Origin of the sequence: Telluria antibiotica (genome assembly GCF_011682055.1) — a bacterium.
In the GTDB taxonomy this organism is placed as follows: Bacteria; Pseudomonadota; Gammaproteobacteria; order Burkholderiales; family Burkholderiaceae_D; genus Telluria; species Telluria antibiotica.
On sequence record NZ_JAAQOM010000026.1, the window covers coordinates 1 to 18,353 of the forward strand.

General features: G+C 66.5%; 17 protein-coding genes. 1 reads left to right on the top strand and 16 read right to left on the bottom strand.

The genetic code is table 11. From position 1 onward, the window contains the following. Positions 1-59: 59 nt before the first annotated feature. The 12 genes from HAV22_RS29015 to HAV22_RS29070 all read right to left on the bottom strand — a co-directional run bounded on the left by HAV22_RS29015 (position 60) and on the right by HAV22_RS29070 (position 13,632). The gene (locus HAV22_RS29015) at positions 60-620 is read right to left on the bottom strand and encodes a hypothetical protein (protein WP_166864747.1); all 561 of its coding nucleotides are present in this window, start codon (positions 618-620) and stop codon (positions 60-62) included. Positions 621-644: 24 nt separating this feature from the next. Further along, positions 645-1,439, bottom strand: a complete 795-nt coding sequence (locus tag HAV22_RS29020; protein WP_166864750.1) for a hypothetical protein — start codon at positions 1,437-1,439, stop codon at positions 645-647. Further along, complete coding sequence (locus tag HAV22_RS29025) at positions 1,414-2,394, bottom strand: threonine/serine dehydratase family protein (RefSeq protein ID WP_166864753.1); 981 nt, start codon at positions 2,392-2,394, stop codon at positions 1,414-1,416. Before HAV22_RS29025 ends, HAV22_RS29020 begins: the two co-directional genes overlap by 26 nt. An 8-nt stretch (positions 2,395-2,402) precedes the next feature. Then, positions 2,403-3,398 carry an ornithine cyclodeaminase family protein gene (locus HAV22_RS29030; RefSeq protein WP_166864756.1) on the bottom strand — a complete coding sequence of 332 codons (996 nt, stop codon included), beginning with the start codon at positions 3,396-3,398 and terminating at the stop codon, positions 2,403-2,405. 16 nt (positions 3,399-3,414) lie between these two features. Then, a complete protein-coding gene (locus tag HAV22_RS29035; protein ID WP_166864759.1) occupies positions 3,415-4,341 on the bottom strand; it encodes a 2-hydroxyacid dehydrogenase in 927 nt (308 codons plus the stop codon). A 5-nt stretch (positions 4,342-4,346) separates the two neighbouring features. After that, positions 4,347-5,090, bottom strand: a complete 744-nt coding sequence (locus HAV22_RS29040) for a cupin domain-containing protein (protein WP_166864761.1) — start codon at positions 5,088-5,090, stop codon at positions 4,347-4,349. Positions 5,091-5,238: 148 nt separating this feature from the next. Next, complete coding sequence (locus HAV22_RS29045) at positions 5,239-7,080, bottom strand: ABC transporter ATP-binding protein (RefSeq protein WP_166864764.1); 1,842 nt, start codon at positions 7,078-7,080, stop codon at positions 5,239-5,241. 46 nt (positions 7,081-7,126) lie between these two features. After that, positions 7,127-8,743 (bottom strand): ABC transporter substrate-binding protein, encoded by a 1,617-nt coding sequence (locus HAV22_RS29050; protein WP_166864767.1) that lies wholly within the window; start codon positions 8,741-8,743, stop codon positions 7,127-7,129. Between the two features lie 246 nt (positions 8,744-8,989). After that, positions 8,990-9,961, bottom strand: a complete 972-nt coding sequence (locus HAV22_RS29055; RefSeq protein WP_166864770.1) for an ornithine cyclodeaminase family protein — start codon at positions 9,959-9,961, stop codon at positions 8,990-8,992. A gap of 6 nt (positions 9,962-9,967) precedes the next feature. Then, positions 9,968-11,452, bottom strand: coding sequence for an aldehyde dehydrogenase family protein (locus HAV22_RS29060; protein WP_166864773.1), 1,485 nt, complete (start codon positions 11,450-11,452; stop codon positions 9,968-9,970). A 14-nt stretch (positions 11,453-11,466) separates the two neighbouring features. Beyond that, a complete protein-coding gene (locus HAV22_RS29065; protein ID WP_166864776.1) occupies positions 11,467-12,441 on the bottom strand; it encodes a M14 family metallopeptidase in 975 nt (324 codons plus the stop codon). Positions 12,442-12,477: 36 nt separating this feature from the next. After that, positions 12,478-13,632, bottom strand: a complete 1,155-nt coding sequence (locus HAV22_RS29070; RefSeq protein WP_229421494.1) for an alanine racemase — start codon at positions 13,630-13,632, stop codon at positions 12,478-12,480. A gap of 108 nt (positions 13,633-13,740) precedes the next feature. On the opposite strand from HAV22_RS29070, the gene HAV22_RS29075 reads away from it, so the two are divergent. Further along, on the top strand, positions 13,741-14,646 hold the full coding sequence (locus HAV22_RS29075; protein WP_166864782.1) for a LysR family transcriptional regulator: 906 nt from the start codon (positions 13,741-13,743) through the stop codon (positions 14,644-14,646). Positions 14,647-14,682: 36 nt separating this feature from the next. Here the strand turns inward: HAV22_RS29075 and HAV22_RS29080 are convergent, their stop codons facing one another. The 4 genes from HAV22_RS29080 to HAV22_RS29095 are packed head-to-tail and all read right to left on the bottom strand — an operon-like array spanning position 14,683 to position 18,296. Beyond that, entirely contained in the window at positions 14,683-15,186 is a 504-nt protein-coding gene (locus HAV22_RS29080; protein WP_166864785.1) for an Lrp/AsnC family transcriptional regulator, read from the bottom strand. 13 nt (positions 15,187-15,199) lie between these two features. Continuing rightward, the gene (locus HAV22_RS29085) at positions 15,200-16,537 is read right to left on the bottom strand and encodes an aspartate aminotransferase family protein (protein WP_166864788.1); all 1,338 of its coding nucleotides are present in this window, start codon (positions 16,535-16,537) and stop codon (positions 15,200-15,202) included. Continuing rightward, positions 16,534-17,595 carry a phosphotransferase gene (locus HAV22_RS29090; RefSeq protein WP_166864791.1) on the bottom strand — a complete coding sequence of 354 codons (1,062 nt, stop codon included), beginning with the start codon at positions 17,593-17,595 and terminating at the stop codon, positions 16,534-16,536. The genes HAV22_RS29085 and HAV22_RS29090 overlap by 4 nt, the downstream gene beginning before the upstream one ends. After that, positions 17,595-18,296 (bottom strand): haloacid dehalogenase type II, encoded by a 702-nt coding sequence (locus HAV22_RS29095; protein WP_166864793.1) that lies wholly within the window; start codon positions 18,294-18,296, stop codon positions 17,595-17,597. Before HAV22_RS29095 ends, HAV22_RS29090 begins: the two co-directional genes overlap by 1 nt. Between the last annotated feature and the right edge of the window lie 57 nt (positions 18,297-18,353).

Genomic DNA, 18,353 nt, shown 5'->3' on the forward strand with positions numbered 1-18,353 from the left:
CAACGCTTCGTTGTATTCCTTCCAGTTGGTCGTTCGGTATTTCGGTTTGGCTGGTGCACTCATCCCGTCAGTTTACCCGTGGCCCAGCTTGGCCGCCGCAGGGACGGATTTGTGCAACAAAGCCCCTTGAAATCGAAGTTGGCGTTCACGGCCGCCGTCCAGCGCTCACCCTTGTAGCCGAGGATGCCCTTGAGTTCGCCGTTCCAGGGATTTTCGTCGAAGCGGCGCTCGACACGGCCGATTTCCAGGTTGGCGCCGTAGAACAGCGGGTCGCCGGGAGCGGCCGGGATGAACTTGATGCGCAGCTTCTCGCCGCCGATCCGATAATGGTTGTCGGCGTCGCGCGTGCCGAGGACATACGCCCCCAGTTCGAGACTCCTGGTCAGGCCGTACGAGAACTCGGGCGTGACGCGCAGCGCGTGGCGCGCGACTTGCGCCCCGGGATAATCGGGCAGGCGCGCACCCATGGTGACGTAGTTGACGTGCACGTCCAGTCCGAACTCGCCGGGCCGGTTCATCTCGTTCATGTAAACCTCGATCTCCTCGGGCGCGGCCACGACGGCGCCGGCGGAACACGCCAGCACGATGGCGGTGAAGTAACGAAGCGATGGTGTAATCATTTGTTTCATGGTTCTTTGTGTCGGTCATAGCAACAGCTGGATGCCGAACGTGAATGCGACCTGGCGCTTGTCGTCGCGCGCCGGGCCGACGTCGCGGCCGACGCTGCCCTGCAGGACGAGGTGCTCGGCCAGCCGCCATTTGAAGCCGGCGCTCGCCAGCGTCTGGCTGCCCGCGCCCGCGACGCGCGTATGCCCGACTTCGACGCGGCACTCGACCGTCGCCATGCACTGGCGCGTCAGCTTGACGCCGGCCAGCCATTCGTTCGGCCCCGCCTGCACCAGGTTGCGGCCGGCCTCGACGAACAAGGCGTTGTCGCCGCGATGGACCCCGAGCACCAGCGGCAGCAGCAGGCTGTGGCCTGGATCGCTCAAGCCGCGTTCGACGGAACTGGCCGACAGGCTCCAGCTATAGGCGGGAAACATGGCAAGCGCGACGCCGGCCTGCTCCAGGTCCATGAAGCGCCACTTGAACCCGACCGTCGCCGACCCCAGGCCCGACCGCGTATCCGTTCCCGGTTCGCGCAGCATCAAGTGCGGGACCGCCAGCACGAGCTGGGTCCGCTCGCCCAGGCCGTAGTTGACGTCCGCGGCCGGCACCGCATATTCGCGGCCGCCGGCCGTGCGCTCGCCACTGACGACGATGTTGATCTCCCAGTTGCGTGCGCCGGGCGTATCGGTGTCCTCGGTCGCATCCGCATTCGGCAGCATCCCGGCCAGCAACAAGGCTGCGAACCGCGCCTTGACCGGCCACGGCCGAACGTGGCGCTGCAATGCATCGACGCCGAAGATCATCTCAAGACTGCGTGTCGTTCTGCCCATAGATCTGCGCAAGATCGCTCAAGTCCCAGTTTCCGCCGCTCAGGACCACGCACACCTTTTCGTCCGGTCTGACCCTCACGGCGCCGGCCAGCAACGCGCCGATGCCGATCGCGGCGGCGGGTTCGGCGATCAGTTTCGCGTCCATGGCCAGCGCGCGCATGGCGGCGATGATGTGTTCGTCTTCCACCAGGACGATCTCGTCCACGTATTGTTCGATGATGGGGAACGGGTTCTGGCCGGGGACACTGATCCGCAAACCGTCCGCAATCGTGTTCTTCAGGGGCAAGGAAGTACGTTCCCGGTTGAGCCGGCTGCGGTGGTACTTCGGCGTCAGCGCCGGTTCCGCGCCGACCACGCGCACCGACGGCCTGGTCTCCTTGATGGCGGTGGCGATGCCGGAAATGAGGCCGCCGCCGCCCATTGGAACGATGACCGTGTCCACGTCGTCCATGTCCTCCAGTATTTCAATGCCGATCGTCCCCTGCCCGGCCATGACGAGCGGGTCCTCGAATGCGTGCACCACCGCATACTTGTTGGCCGCGGCGATCTCGTGCACGTGTTTCCAGCGTGCCGCCGTATCGCCATCGAACAGGATCACCTCCGCCCCGAGCGCCCTGGTATTGGCGATCTTGATAGCGGGCGCCGTCACCGGCAGCACCAGGATCGCCTTGACGCCCAGCATACGCGCGGCATAGGCCAGGCCCTGGGCGTGGTTGCCCGACGAGGTGGCGATGATGCCGTTGGCGATATCCTCTTGCGCCAGCGACAGCGCCTTGTTGAGCGCGCCGCGAATCTTGAAGGCGCCGGTAATCTGCAAGACCTCCGGCTTCAGGTAGACACGGCAGCCGGCGCCGGCGTCGATCTTCTCCGCACGCAGCAAGGGCGTATGGCGAATGTGGGGTTTCAGGCGAGCGTGTGCTTCGTGGATGTCCTGGATCGTCGGGTAGGTGCACATGGTGCCGATCACCTTTCAAAGAACGGGAAAAACGTGCCGACACGCTGTTCCAGCGCGTTCCGGTAGATCCTGGCCGCCGTCGTGTTGTCCTGGATGGCCATGCCGGTGGAATCGAAAATCGTGATCTCCTCGTCGCTCTCCCGGCCCGGCTTCTTGCCCAGCAAGATCTCGCCGATCTCCGCGTGGATGTCCTGTCTGGCGATGATGTTCTTGTCCAACGGGTGCCAGGTTTCGCCCTTGTCCGTGCATTGCGCGATGGAGTCGTTGACGACCTTGGCGTTCCTGAAAATCTCGGGTTCGAACTCTTGCTTGCCGCGCTGGTCCGTGCCGATGGCGACGATGTGGGTGCCCGGCTTGACCCATGCGGCTTGCACCAGCGAACCGGTGCCGCGCGTCGTGGTGATCAGGATATCGGCCTGCTCGACCGCCGCCCGCGCGGATTCGGCCATCACGACCGGGATGCCGTAGGCGCTTTCGATATCGGCCTTGTACTGCGGCAGCGATGCCGGGCTGCTGTCCCAGGCATGGATTTCCTCGATCTGCATGACGTCGCGGATGGCCCGGATCTGCATGCGCGCCTGGTTGCCGGTACCGATCGACGCGACCCGTTTCGCATCCTTCCGGGCCAGCGCCTTCACCGACACGGCGCCGCACGCGCCCGTGCGCAATCCCGTGATCAGGCTGCCGTCCATCACGCAGCTCAGCGCACCGCTTCTTGCGTCGAACAGGAGAATGGTCCCCATGCCGCTGGGCACGTCATGCTCGGCCGGATTGTTCACGAAGCCGCCGGAAGACACCTTCATGGATATCATTTCATTGACCTGGTAGTAGCCGAGCTTGAAGTCGATTTCGCCGCGCGGCGCGGGCAAATGGATGCTCATGTAATCCGGCTGCACGACCTGCCCGCTGTTGAAGGCGCGATAGGCTTCTTCCACCGCGGCGATCACGTCCTCCATGCAGATCAATTTGCTGACTTCCTCTTTTTTCAGCAACAGGGTTTGCATAGTCTGTCCTTCGAAATCAGTAACCGCTCATCCGGTCGACGAGGCCGATCATCGGCAAACCTTGCCGGTGGCGGCGGATGTTGCCGATGACCGCCTCGACTGCGGTTTCCGGCTGGGTCATGCTGGCGATATGGGGCGTCAGCGACACGCGGGGATGCGTCCAGAACGGATGGCCTGGCGGCAGCGGTTCCGGTTCGCACACGTCGAGGATCGCTTGACCAAGCTGCCCCTCCTCCAGCGCCAGCAGCAAGTCTTCCTGGACCAGGTGGCCGCCGCGGCCGACGTTGATCAGCGCGGCGCCGCGCGGCAGCTGGTCGAACAGCGGCTTGGACAGGATGCCGCGGGTGCTGTCGGTCAAGGGCAACAGACAGATCAGGATGTCCGTGCGCGCCAGGAAGGCCGGCAATTGCGCCGGGCCGGCATGGCATTCCACCCCCTCGATCCGTTGCGGCGTGCGGCTCCAGCCCGCGCAGGAAAAGCCGAAGCCGGACAGGCGTTCCAGCACGGCGCGCCCGAGCACGCCCAGGCCGAGTACACCGACGCGGCGCGACCCGGCGGGATGCACGCGATGGGTCTGCCAGTGCCCGCTGCGCTGCTGCTCCAGATAGATGCGCCAGTCGCGATGGATGGACAGCACCGCCAGGCTCACGTATTCGACCATGCCGGCGATGATGCCGGATTCCACCATGCGCACTACCGGCAGCGCCGTGGGGATGGCGGAAAAATCGAATTGATCGGTGCCCGCCCCGGTCGAAAACAGGACTTCCAGCTTGGGAAACCGGACCTCGATCTCGTCCGGCGGCTGCCACGCGGCAAGGTAGCGCACTTCGCGCGGGTCGCCGACGTCGGGCCAGATGCGAAACGGCAGTTCCGGCATCTGGCGGGCAAACAGTTCGGCCCAGACGGCGCCGCGCACCGGGTCGGCCTTGTAGACGAAACTCATGGCGCTTACGCCGGACGGTAGATCACATACACCTTCGCCACCTGTTCGCGGCTCTCCCAGCTGCACGTCGCGCCCTGCCCGATCAGGAAGATGTCGCCTTTCGAAAAGGTGCCCTCGCGACCCGTCCCGTCGACGAACGTCACGCTGCCCTCCAGCAGGTACATCAGTTCGAAATGGCGGTACAGCATCGCGCGGCGGTGATACGGTGTCGAATCCCAGGTGCCGCAGACGAACTCGCCATCGGCGGAACGATAGTCGCTGTAGTTGCGGCATGCGGGCGTCGGCGTCAGCAGGAGTTCGGCCAGCGGCGCGCCGGATGGTTCCAGTTGCGGGTTCTCCCTGATCGGCACGATGGCGCGCTCGCCGGGCTGGCTGCCGTTATAGCGTACGAAGATCAACGATACGGGACCTTCGGCGGACCAGGAGAACGCGGCGCCCTGCTGGATCACCGCGCTCTGGCCGGCGTCGAGGGTCAGGACCGTGTCCGGGTACGTCAGGACCAGGCGGCCCGCGTCGACGATGAGGAATTCGTCGGCCGGCATCGACGGCACCGCGGCGCCGCCCGCCTCGAGGGTGATGACCCCGGCGGTCACGTGGCCGGGCGCCCAGTCCAGGCAGCGGCGACTGGCAAGAAAACGGTCTGCGCCGGGCGCCGCCGCCACGGCACTGCCCTGGCTCGGGTCGCGCGCGAACTGGCGCATGTCGACGAAGGATGGCGGCGTGGTCGCCGCGGAAAGTGGATTCGGCATGGTCTGGACTTTCGATGGTCGTGTTGCTGCGTGGAGTGACCCGTCCAGTAGACCACGGAAGGCATGCACGACAAGCTCGTTTTCGCGCCTCCACTCCACAGAATCATTCGTATTCGGCGGCGCGCGCGGCATAGCGTGCCGCGCTGCCTCACACGACGCCGCCTTCGATGACGCCCAGCGGCGTTTGCAATTCGCGCAGCGTGGCCGCGCCGTGGTGGCACAGGATGCTGCCGCCGTTGTCGAGCTCCCGGCGCGGCGGCGGCAGCAGGTTGCACACGCCATCCATGCGCAGCACGCAGCGGTCGATGAAACCGCAGGTGCCCGGCGCCTGGCCGGCCGACGGCAGCGGCGGCAGCGCCGCCGGCGTGCGCCCCTCCACCTCTTCCAGCCAGCCCTGGCGCAGCACCGGCACCGACGACATCAGCAGGTGCGAATACGGGTGGAACGGCGGTGCCGCCAGCGCCTCGCGCCTGCGCGACTCCACCTTGCGCCCGGCATACAGCACCACGATCTCGTCGCAGATGGCACGTACCGTGTTGATGTCGTGGCTGATGAACATGTACGAGACCTGCAATTCCCTGCGCAGTTCGGCCATCAGTTCGAGAATCGCCGCGCCCACCACGGTGTCCAGCGCCGACGTGACCTCGTCGCACAGGATCAGGTCCGGCTGCGCCGCCAGCGCGCGCGCCAGGTTGATGCGCTGCTTCTGGCCGCCCGACAGTTCGCCCGGCAGGCGCTCGGCCACGGCCGCCGGCAGCTTCACCAGGTCGAGCAGTTGCCGCACGCGCCGGCGCCGCGCATCGCCCTTCATGCCGTGGTAGAACTCGAGCGGGCGGCCCAGGATGCGCTCGATCGAATGGCGCGGATTGAGCGCCGTGTCGGCGTTCTGGAACACGAACTGGATGCGCCGGCACTGCTCGCGCGTGCGCCCTTCCAGCGTCGGCGCCAGCGCCGCGCCGTCCAGCAGGATCTCGCCCTGTGACGGCGCCACCATGCCGGCCAGCGTACGCGCCAGCGTGGTCTTGCCGCAACCGGATTCGCCGATCACGCCGATGGTCGCGCCGCGCGGGATCACCAGGTCGATGTCTTCCAGCACGCGCTTGACCGGCGCCGCGCCCTTGCCCGAACCGTAGCGCGCCGCCAGGCCGCGCACTTCCAGCAGCGGCCGGGCCGCCGCCTTGATTGGCACGGCGGCCGTCCGCGCGGCCGGTTCGATCGCCGCCAGCAGGCTGCGCGTGTACGGGTGCGCGGGCGCGGCCAGGATTTGCGACGTCGTGCCGTTTTCCTGGATCGCACCGTGGCGCAGCACCACGATGCGGTCCGCCATCTGCGCCACCACGGCCAGGTCGTGCGAGACGTACACCGCCGTGCTGCCGCGCTCCTGCACGACTTTCTTGAAGGCGCGCAGCACGTCGATCTGCGTGGTCACGTCCAGCGCCGTGGTCGGCTCGTCCAGGATCACCAGGTCGGGATCGGTGATCAGCGCCATCGCCGCCATCAGGCGCTGCAGCTGGCCGCCCGACACCTGGTGAGGATAGCGCTGGCCGATATGATCCGGGTCCGGCAGGGCCAGCTCGCGGAACAGTTCGACCGCCTTGGCTTCGGCCGCCGCGCGCGCCATCAGGCCGTGGATCAGCGCGCTCTCGATCACCTGGTCCATGATGCGCCTGGACGGGTTGAACGACGCCGCCGCGCTTTGCGCGATGTAGGCCACGGTGCGCCCGCGCAGGCCGGCCAGCTGGCGCTCGCCGAGCGCGAGCATCTGGTGCCCGGCCACGTCGACCGTGCCGCCGGCCAGGCGGCAACCGGCGCGCGCATAGCCCATCAGCGCCAGCGCGATCGTGCTCTTGCCGGAACCGGATTCGCCGATCAGCGCCAGCACCTCGCCCTTCTCGATCGAGAACGCGGCGTCGTGGACGATCGTGACTTCCTCGTCCTGGTCGTTGCGCGCCGTGACGCGCAGGCCGGACACCTTGACCAATTCATTCATGTCGCTCTCCGCCATCCTTGTCCGCGCATGGCTGTTCATGATGGCTTCAGCTTTCCAGCCACACCTGTTCGGCGAACGCGAACCCCATCAGGCCACCCAACGGGTGCGAGCCGTAGCCTTTCAGCTTGTTGCTGAAGCCATCCAGCGAGTGGTTGAAGATCGGGATGCCGACGCCGCACTGATCGTGCACCAGCACCTGCATGTCCGCATACATCTGCTTGCGCTTGCCTTCATCGGTTTCGCCACGCGCCAGCGCCAGCAGCTGGTCGAATTGCTCGTTCTTCCAGCCCGACACGTTCAGCGCCGCCGTGGACTTGAAGAAGAGCGAGAACATCAGGTCGACCGTGGGACGCGGATTGATCCCGCCGAAAGTCATCGGGTGCTTGGCCCAGTGATTCGACCAATAGCCATCGGGCGGCATCCGCTTGATCTCGAGATTCATGCCGATCTTGCGCCCGGTCAGTTGCAGGACCTGCGCCGTGTCGACCGAACCGGCCGACGCCGTGGACGCCACGATCGGCAAGCTGCGGCCGGCCATGCCGGACTTGTGCAGGTGGTACCTGGCCTTGTCCAGGTCCATCCCGCGTTGCGGCAGGCCGGCGAAATAGTATTTATTGTTGGCCTGGACCGGCTGGTCGTTGCCGATGGTCGCGTAACCCCGCATCGACACTTTGCGGATGAGTTCGCGGTCCATCATGTATTTCATTGCCAGCACGAAGTCGGGGTTTTTCACCGGCCCCAGGTTGTCGCGCATGATGAGATCGGTGTAGTAACCGGTCTTCGATTCGAACAGGGTATAGCCGGGCGTCCCCAGCACGGCCCGCGCCGAGCGCGGATTGATGCCGTTGATCAGGTCGACATCGCCGGACAGCAGGGCATTCACGCGCGCCGCATCGTCGGGTATCGCGAAGTATTCGATCTCGTCGAGGTAGGGCTTGCCGGGCTTCCAGTAGTCCTTGTTGGCCGCGCTGACCGACCGTATCCCCGGACGAAACTCCTTGCAGCGATATGGGCCGGTGCCGTTGGCGGTCATGAAATCCCGCGTGCCATTGCGGACGATGAGGAAATTCGATGTCCCCAACAGCAGCGGCAAATCGATATTCGGCCCCACCAGCGTGATCTGCACTTCATTCGGCCCCACCGCCTTGACCTCCGCAAACTCGTCCGCGATAGCCTTGGCCTTGGAGACGGTGGCCGGATCCTTGTGCCGCAGCAGCGAGTACACCACGTCGTCCGCGCTCAACGGCTGGCCGTCATGGAAGAGCACGTCGCTGCGCAGCTTGACCGTCCATGTCAGCGCATCCGTGGTGGTGATCGACTCGGCCAATTCCATTTGCGGATTGAGGGTGGCGTCGATCGTGGTCAGGCCGTTGTAGAACATGAAATGACGCACGAAGTCGGCGATGGTGCCGCCCTTGGCGGGATCCAGCGTATCGGAGGTCGAACTGGCGGACACGGCCACGCGGATGCGGCCGCCCTTCTTCGGCGTCTGCGCCAGCGCGGCGCCGGCGTGCGTCAGCAGGGCGCCGGCGGCGCCCGTCATCATGCCGCCTGCCACCAGGCTGCGCAGGACGTCGCGGCGCGAGACGCCGCGCCGCAGGTCGGCCACGACGCGGCCCTCGATATCGGCGGACGGCGGAAGGATGAGATCGGTGTCACGCATGGATGCTTCCTTGAAATCTAGGTTGATGACCTGCCGGGCCTCCTGGCCTGCCGGAGACACATTTTCTCTATTGTAAGTTCGAACACGAAGTAGTTTCTGCGGTCCGGCTTGGGGCCGGTGGCAGATGCTTGCGTTCTTCGGCAGCGGATCAGTGATAGATTTGAATTGCGAACACGTCGCCCGCTCGCGCCAGGGAGATGTGGCGACGCCCTTCGACGCGAAGGGCGTCGCGTGTAGCAGCGAGAATCACCAGGGCCAGGGGATCTCGATGCCGAGCCCGCCGTCGCGGGCCTTCTCGTGAATCAGCCGCGCCACCGTCAAGTCCTGCAGCGCGAGTCCGGTCAAGTCGAAGACGGTGACGTCGTCCGGCGTGCGTTCCAGCCTGGCCTTGCCAGTCAACAGGTCGCCGATTTCGATACAGGGCGTATCCGGCGCCCATTGCGACTCGCCGATCTGGCGCGACTGGACCCGGTCGTCGACCACCAGGCGCACGCGCTCCAGCACGCCGTCCGGCAGCTCCCGTTTTCCCCTGGTATCGGCGCCGACGCAATTCACGTGCGTGCCCGGCTTGAGCGCAGCGGCGGCGAACAGCGGCCCGCCGCCGGGCGTCGCCGTGATGACCACGTCGCTGCGTGCCACGGCGCTGTCGGCATCGGCGGCGCAAGCGACCGGCAGGCGTCCGGCGACATGGCGCTCGAAGCCGTCGTCGCGTTGGCGGTCGACGCTGACGTAGGACAGCGAATCGAGCTGCGGCAGCACGCGCAGCGCGAAGTCGACCTGCACACGCGCCTGCACGCCGGTACCGAACACGCACAGCCGCCTGCTGTCGGCACGCGCCAGTTGCTGCAGGCCGATGGCGCCGGCGGCGCCGGTGCGCGCGGTGGTGATCGCATTGCCGTCGATGATGCAGACCGGACGGCCGGTAGCCGGGTCGACCAGCATCACGGTGGCCTGGTGGGGCTCGCCGCCCAGTTGGCGGTTCGACGGCCAGAACCCGGCCGCCTTGAAGCCGAGCAGGCCTTCGGCTTGCACGTCGCCGGCCTTGATGCCGAAGACGCCGCCGGTGCTCAGCTTTTCGCGGATGACCGGAAACACGCGGCCCTGTGCCTCGCTGTGGAGGACAAAGGCGCGCCGCACGGCTTCCAGCACGTCGTTCGGCTGGAGCACCGCGGCGACCGCTTCGGCATTCAGCATCAGGAGTCGGGATTCCCTTGGCATGACGGTTCATTCCCCTTTCGTGATGTCGATCAGTACGCTCTTGACACGCAGGCAGGCCTCGTACGCCTGGCGCCCAAGATCCTTGCCGAAGCCGGAACGCTTGTAGCCGCCGGTCGGAATCACGAAGTCGGACGTGCGGCCATACCGGTTGACCCACACGGTGCCCGCCTCGATGCCGCGCGCCATCCTCAGGGCGCGGCCGATGTCGGCGGTGTGAACGCCCGCCGCCAGTCCATATTCCGGATGGTCGGCGAGCGCCAGCGCCTCTTCCTCGTCGTCGAACAGTTGCACCGTGATCACCGGGCCGAAAATCTCGCGCCGCACAGCCTCCATCTCGCCCTGCACGCGAGTCAGGATGGTCGGCCGGTAGTAGGCGCCGCCGGGTCCCCCTTCGAAGGCGCGGCCTCCGGTCACGATCTCGGCGCCCTGCGCGACGGTGCGCTGCACGATGCCGTGGATGCGTTCCATCTGCGGCAGCGAAATGATGGGCGTCATGGTCGCATCCGGGTCCCAGGTGGCGCCCGGCTTGAGTTCCTCGAACATGGCGGCGAGCCGTTCGACGAAGCGCTCGCCGACCGCACGCTGCAGGATCAGGCGCGAGCCGGCGTTGCAGACCTGCCCGGCGTTCAGCGTGATGGCGCGCGCGACGGTGCGCGCCGTCTTGTCGAGGTCGGGCACGTCGGCGAACACCACTTGCGGACTCTTGCCGCCCAGCTCGAGCGTGACGGGCTTGGTGCCGTTTTCCGCACACGCCGTCATGATCGCCGCGCCGGTCGCGGTCGAACCGGTGAACGTGACCTTGCCGATTCTCGGATGGCGGCACAAGGCGGCGCCGGTGGTGCGGCCATCGCCCTGCACCACGTTGAACAGACCTTTCGGCAAGCCCGCTTCGATGGCCAGTTCCGCCAGTCGCAAAGTGCTGTAGGGCGTCATCTCGGAAGGCTTGACCACGACCGCATTACCGGCCGCCAGGGCCGGCGCGATCTTCCACGATGTCGTCACCAACGGAAAATTCCACGGGATGATCGCGCCGATCACGCCGTACGGTTCCGTGATCGTCATGCCGAGATGGTCGGTGGCGGTCGGCATCACCGCCCCGCCGGCCTTGTCGGCCCATTCGGCAAAAAAACGCAGCCCTTCCGCCGTGAACGGCACGTCCCAGGCGGCCGCATCGCGCAGCGGCCGGGTCGAACAGACCGCTTCCAGCGGCGCGAGCGTCGCCACGTCGGCCTCGACCAGGTCGGCCCAGCGCCGCAGCACGCGCGCACGCTCGCGCGGCGCTCGGCTGGCCCAGTCGCTGGTCTTGAACGCGTTCCAGGCATCCTGTACCGCCTGGTCGACGATGTCGTCGTCCGCCACGGGCAAGCCGCCGCAGGACACGCCGTCGGACGGACGCCTGGTGTCGAGCGTGGCTGCGCCGCCCTCGACATGGCGGCCGCCGATAAAATGTGCATTGCGCAGGACAATGCGATCCGGATCCATGTTTTCCATCTCGACTCCTCGGCTCAACCGATCAACTTGCCCAAACGTACCACCGTCACGCCGGGGCGCAGCTGGCGCACCGACGGCATCACCAGCACGCAATCCGGATACGGGGTCGTCACCGGCTCGCCGTCGCGCCAGCCGATCACGGTGCCGGCTTCGGGAAAGGTCTCCATGCCGGTGTAGTTGTCCACGAACCTGAAATCCATGGTGGGCGCGACGACAGGCTCGGTGACGCGCACGACCCTGGTTGCCGCGGGGACGGGCTGGTGCCAGCCGGCCGGCAAGTCGGCGCGGTCGACGACGCCGGTCAGTTCCATGAACCGCGCCACGGCATCGCGCGCGACGTCGGCCGCGCCGGACTCCCAGTGCTGGCCGCACTCGACGATCAGCGCGCACTTCGGGCTGGCGGGATCGCCGAAGCCGGCGTAGTCGCGCAGTCGCTTGCCTTCCGGGTGGCCGTCGTCGCTGATGATCCACGCCGGCGTGCCCATGCGGCGCGCCAGGGCGACGCTTTTTTCGAGCGGGCCGCTGACGGCCAGCGGCACGCAGGTCTCGTGCATGGAATGCAGGTCGAGCAGGAAATCGACGGTATCGACCAGCGGGCGCATTTCCCGCGCGCGGCGCAGCTCGATGCAATCGCGGCCGGCATCGTCCAGCATGGCGTCGCTCCAGATGCGGTTGAAATCCTGGTCGAGGAAGCGCGAGGCGTCGGGATTGGCCGGATCGAAGCGGTGATAGGCCTCGACATTGGCGAACGACAGCGTCAGCTTGCCCTTGCGCGGACGAATCCCGAGGTCGAGCAGGCTTTTGACGGCGATGGCGCCGCTCACTTCGTTGCCGTGGGTGAGCGCGTTGATCATGACGTGCGGCCCCGCGACGCCGCTGTCGAAGGTGTGGATATAGGGGATGCCGGTATTGCCCTCCGCATAGGGACGGATATCGGGGAACCCGGCTTCGATCGGGTAGGCGGACAGCGTAGCTTGGCTCATAGTCATCACGGATTCATGTCAAGGTTGCGAAAATTGTTGCGCTCACCATCCCTGGAAGCGCGGCCAGACAGCGTCGATCGCGCTGCCGTCGCCGGCGACGACGTTGTAGCGGTCGTGCTGGGCGCAAGTCGCGCAGGCATGGTTCGGCAAGATGCGCAGCAAGGTGCCGACCGGGAAATACGGGGTCTTCTGCGGATCGCGCGAGCGATGCGCGATCACGCCATGCTCCTGGTTGGCGTCGACCATGATGATGTCTTCCAGGATCACGCCGTTCACGTCGCAGACGGCGCCATAGCCCTGGTCCACGCGCTGGCGGCTGGTGCCGCGGTCGCGCGACATCGCCATCCAGCCCGCGTCGACGATGATCCATCCCTTTTCCTTCTGGTGGCCGATGACCGAGGCCAGCACCGAGACCGCGATGTCCTGCGGCGCGACCACGCCCAGGCCGTTCATCACCAGGTCGCCGAACACGAACACCCCGGCGCGCACTTCCGTCACGCCGGTCAGGTCGTTGGCGAAGTAGGCGGTCGGCGTGGAGCCGACACTGACTTCGGGGCAGGCATGGCCCTGTTCGCGCAGGAAGCGCGCGCACCCTGCCGCCGCGTCGCGTTCCTGGCGCGCCATCGCCGCGATGTCTTCGGTGGACTTGCAGGAATACGAGTTGCCCGCGTGCGTGATGATGCCTTTCAGCGTCAACCCGCCGGCCGCCAGCCGCTGCGCGATGGCGAGCAGGTCGGGGGAACCCGGTTGCACGCCGGAGCGGTGGCCGTCGCAGTCGATTTCGATCATGACTTCCGGCCTGGCCGCGCGCCCCGCGGTGTAGACGGCAAGCGCTTCGGCCATGTCGACGCTGTCCAGAATCACGGTCAGTGCCACGCCGCGCGCACACAGATCGAACGCATGCTCGAATTTGTTCGGGATGATGCCCACGGCGTACAGGATGTCGGTGAAGCCGTAGCCGAAAAAGTATTCCGCCTCCTTCAGCGTCGACACCGTGATGGGGCCGGTCTCGGCGCCGACGGTCCGGCGCACCACGTCGATCGACTTGCTGGTCTTGACGTGCGGGCGGAACGCCACGCCCAACTGCGCGAGATGGTTGCGCATGCGCGCGATGTTACCGTTCATTTTTTGCTGATCGAGAATCAGCGCGGGCGTTTCCAGTGTCCGCAAGTCCTTCGCGTCTGCCGGCTGTGACATGTGCATGGTTGTCCTCTAAGTTTTCCAATGCCTTCGCAACGATTATGTTGCATCGGAAGCCCGTTGTGGTTAAATTGAACGGACTACTAAATTAAGCTGCACTTAATAATGCTCGTACTCGACGACGTCCGTTTCTTCCAGATCCTGGTCAAGGCCGGCAGCATGGTGGCCGCCGCGCGCGAATTGAACGTGTCGCCGCCGGCCATCACGCAAAGGCTGCAGCAGATCGAGGCAAAGTACGGCATCCGACTGATCGACCGCTCGACCCGGCGCATGCAGCTGACGGATGAAGGCGAGCTCATGTATGAGAAAGGCGCCCGGATCTGCGCCGACGCCGACGCCTTGACGGACATGCTCGCGGCCCGCACCGGCGCGGTGACGGGGCACTTGCGCGTGAGCGCGCCGTTCGGCTTCAGCCGCCGCCACCTGGCGCCGCTGGTCGCCGACTTCCATACCCGCCATCCGGCGCTCAAGATTTCGCTGTCGGTGACCGACAACCCCAGCCTGCACGAGGGCGGCACGGCCGACGTCATGTTCCACATCGGCGAGCTGCACGACTCGAGCATGGTGCGCTACACTATCGCGCCGAACGACCGGCTGCTGTGCGCGGCGCCGAAGTACGTGCGCAGGCGTGGCGTGCCTGCGATGCCGGAGGACCTGGCGGACCACGAGTGCATCACGCTGCGCGAGAACAACGAGGACGTGAGCTTGTGGAAGTTCACGCGCGGCAAGTCGAGCCGGCACGTGCGCATCGAGCCGACGCTGATTTCCAACGATGGCGACATCGTCTGCCAGTGGGCCCTGCAGGGCAAGGGCATCATCGTGCGCTCGGAATGGGACGTGGCCGATGCGCTGAAATCGGGGAAACTGGTGCGCCTGCTGCCGGATTGGGATCTGGCCCCGGCCGGCGTGGTGGCGCTGGTCCCCCAGAGCAAGGGCATGTCGGCCCGAGTCAGGGCCTTCCTCGATTTCGTCAACGGCCATTTCTCGCCGCAGCCGCCGTGGCGCCGCTGAGCGGCCCGCCCGATCGATCAGCACGACTTCGCAGGCTCACTCCCAGCTGTTCTTGGCGCCGAGGATGGTCCTGATCGGCAACGCGCGCCCGGCGAGCGGCTCGCGCAGCACGATACGGCTGGAGAATTTCGCGATGCCGAGTTCGTCGTCCAGCAAGCGCTCCATCAGCGCCTGGAAATGCTGCACCCCGGGCGCGACGATTTTCAGCAGGTAATCGTAGCCGCCGCAGATGTTGTAGCACTCGACGATTTCCGCATACCTGGCGGCGCCTGCTTCGAACTTGCGCAAGTCGTGCGCACGGTGGCTGCCGAGCGTCACTTCGCAGAACACGGTGACGTGGGCGCCCAGCTTGTCAAGCGCGACCTCGGCACCATAGCCCCGGATCACGCCGGTTTCCTGCAACTGCCTGGTGCGGGCCAGGCACGGGCTCTCGCTCAGCCCCACGCGCCTGGAGAGGTCCACGTTCGAACAGCGTCCCTCGCGCTGCAGGTGCTCGAGGATCTTGATGTCGAACTGGTCGAGGGAAGCTGGCGTGTCCATGGGCCGATTCCGGCTACTGTGCCGTCGTCAGCGCTTCGTCCAGCGCGGCGATCACCATGACTGCCTGTTCGGCCGTCAGGACCAGCGGCGGGCGGATCTTCAGCACGTTGTGCCCCATCCCGCAGGCACTGAGCAGGACGCCGCGGTCGCGCATGCGGTTGACCACGCGGGTCGTAAGCTCGCGGTCCGGCGTGCGCGCGGCGCGGTCGGAGACCAGCTCGACGCCGACGAACATGCCCACGCCGCGCACGTCGCCGATGGCCGCGTGGCGGCCGGCCAGTTCGGCGACGCCCTCGCGCAGGAAGGTCCCGACCTGGGCCGCATGCCGCACCAGGCCCTCGTTCTCGATCGTGTCCAGCACCGCCAGCGCGGCCGCGCATGAGACGGTGTTCCCCGCGAAGGTGTTGAAGTAGCGCGAATTCTTGCCGAACTGGGCCACCGCATCGGTGGTGGCCATCAAGCCCGCGATCGGCTGCCCGTTCCCCATCGGCTTGCCCACGGTGACGATGTCGGGCTGGACGCCGTGGCGCTGGAAGCCCCACATGTGCTCGCCGGTGCGGCCGAAGCCCGGCTGCACTTCGTCGGCGATGAACAGGCCGCCCGCACGCTTGATCGCCTCTACCGCGCCCTTGAGCAAGCCGGCCGGCGCGGGCAGGATGCCGTCGCTGGTGAACATGGAATCGACGATCAGGGCCGCCGGCTTGATGCCGTGGCGCCGGAGGTCGTGAATCGCCGCCTCGACATCGCGCCTGAAACGATCGGCCAGGTCGGCGCCGTCGGCATGGTACTGGCGCGGCGCCGGCACGAGTCGCACGTGCGCACCCAGGTCGACCGACGCGCCCAGCGACGGCGAGAATTTCGCCACGGCGTCGGTGAAGCCGTGGTACGCGGTCTCGGTCACGATCACGCCGGTACCGCCGGTGCGGACCTGGGCGATGCGGTAGGCCAGGTCGTTGGCCTCGCTGCCGGAACAGGTGAGCATCAGGTGCGCCAGCCCGGTGTCCGGCACCGTCGCGAGCATGCGTTCGGCCAGCTCCAGGATGGTGTCGTGCAGGTAGCGGGTATTGGTCGCCAGCGTGGCGGCCTGGCGGCAGATCGCGTCCACCACGGCCGGATGACAATGCCCGAGCGAGGCGACGTTGTTGTAGACGTCGAGGTAACGGCGGCCGTCCGGATCGATCAGCCATGCGCCTTCGCCGCGCACGATGTGCAGCGGATGCTCGTACATCAGGCGGTATGCCGGCCCGAGCAGCGCGTCGCGCCGTGCGATCATGGCGGCGGTGGCCGGTCCGACGTCGACGCGGCCAGGGATATACGCGTTGACCATATTGAGGTCGATGGTGCTGTTCATTGGCGTCCTTTGCTATGAATGGCGATCAATAACCGGTCGCGCGCCTCGTTGCGCGAGATGCCGGCGAACTGCGACAAGGCCTCCCACGCCGCCGGGTTGTGGCGCATGATGTAGGCGCGGTTTTCCGGGTAGCGCACGACGCGCCATTCGGAAATGAGCGCGGTGACGAGGTGGCGCGTCGCCACCAGGTCGGCCACGATCTCCTGCTCGACCGGCATCAGCGGCAGCACCTCGTGGTACGCGCCGATGAACTGCGCCGGCCCTTCGAACGGATCGGCGTTGCCGGTCATGTGGAATGCCGCCGCGGTCGCCACCTCGCCGACCAGCGGCGCGTGCAGCATGTCGCCGAAGTCGATCACGCCGGCGATGCGTTCGTGATCGCCAGGCGCGACCAGCACGTTGTAGAGGTGGAAGTCGTTGTGGATGACCTGGGTCCTGACTTCCGCCAGGCGCGGCAGCACGTACTCGATGAAGCGCTGCATGAAGGCCTCGGCGAGCGCGCGCCGCGCGGGATCGGCGAGGCCGTCGAGCTTGGCCATCAGGCGGTGCGCCGCCGACACGTTCCACAACAAGTCGTGCGCCGCGCCGGGATGGGCAAAATCGCGCAGCGCCAGGTCCAGCGACGCCAGCGTCCCGCCCATGGCACGGCGTTGGGGCGCGCTGCGCGGCGTCTCGCGGATCTGCACGCCATCGAGATAAGTCAGCATGCGCACGCACGCCCGCCCGCCGGCCAACGCCACCTCGCCGCGCGTGCCACCTGCGAGCGTACGCACCACGCGCGGCACCGGCAGGCCCGGCGCGGCCCGGGCGATGTGTTCGAGCGCGGCGATCTGGAAGTCGACCACCGCGACCGGCTCGGACACATTGCTGATCTTGAGGACGTGACGGGCGCCGTCCGCGCCCTCGATGACGCAGTTCTGGTCGCGCTCCCCGCCCAGCGGCGTGGCCGTGCCATGGATGCCGTACAGGCGCCCGGCCAGCGCCGCCGCCTCGGTCATGGCAAGGCTGGGCGCGGCGGTGCTCAACGCAGCCGCGGCCAGGGCTCGGTTGTCATTCATCATCCCACCCGGTGCGCCTGGGCTGCCTGCGGAAACGCCACGCCCACCATCTCGGCGAGCTGGCGGAAATCGGTCAGGCGCTGCACGCCATAGCCTTCGCACCAGGTTTCATGGCCGCGGTCGATGAACGCCTGGCCCTTGAAGCCGAGGTCGAACGCGGTCATGTGATCGTAACGGAAGCTCGACGACACGTGCACCATCTGCTCCGGTCCGCATCCGAGCTGGTCGAACATGTATTCGAACGCCTGCGCGCGCGGCTTGTAGGCGTCCGCTTCTTCCGCCGTGTAGACGGCATGGAACGGGACCTTGAGGTGGGCCACGCTGTGCGGGATCAGGTCGACCATCGAATTCGACAGGATCACCAGCGGAATCTTCTGCGCGATCGCCTCCAGTGTCTCGACCACGTGCGGATGCGGCTGCCAGGTCTTGACCGCGTCGTAGATCGCGGCGGCATCGGATGGGCGGTATTCGATGCCGTGCGCGTGGCAGGTGCGTTGAATCGAATTGGCGACGACGTCGAAGAAGGGCTTGAAGTCGCCCAGCACTTCATCGAGGCGGTAAAACCTGAAACTGTGCAGGAAGGCCGACATCTGTTCGGCCGACACGCGGCCTTCGAACAGGCGCTTGGCGGTCGGCCCCATTTCGAAATTGATGAGGGTGCCGTAGCAGTCGAAGCTGATGAATCTGGGTTTGAACGACATGGTTCTTGATCTCCTCGGGTGACGGAATAATGACGGGGCAACAGTCTGTAATCGTAC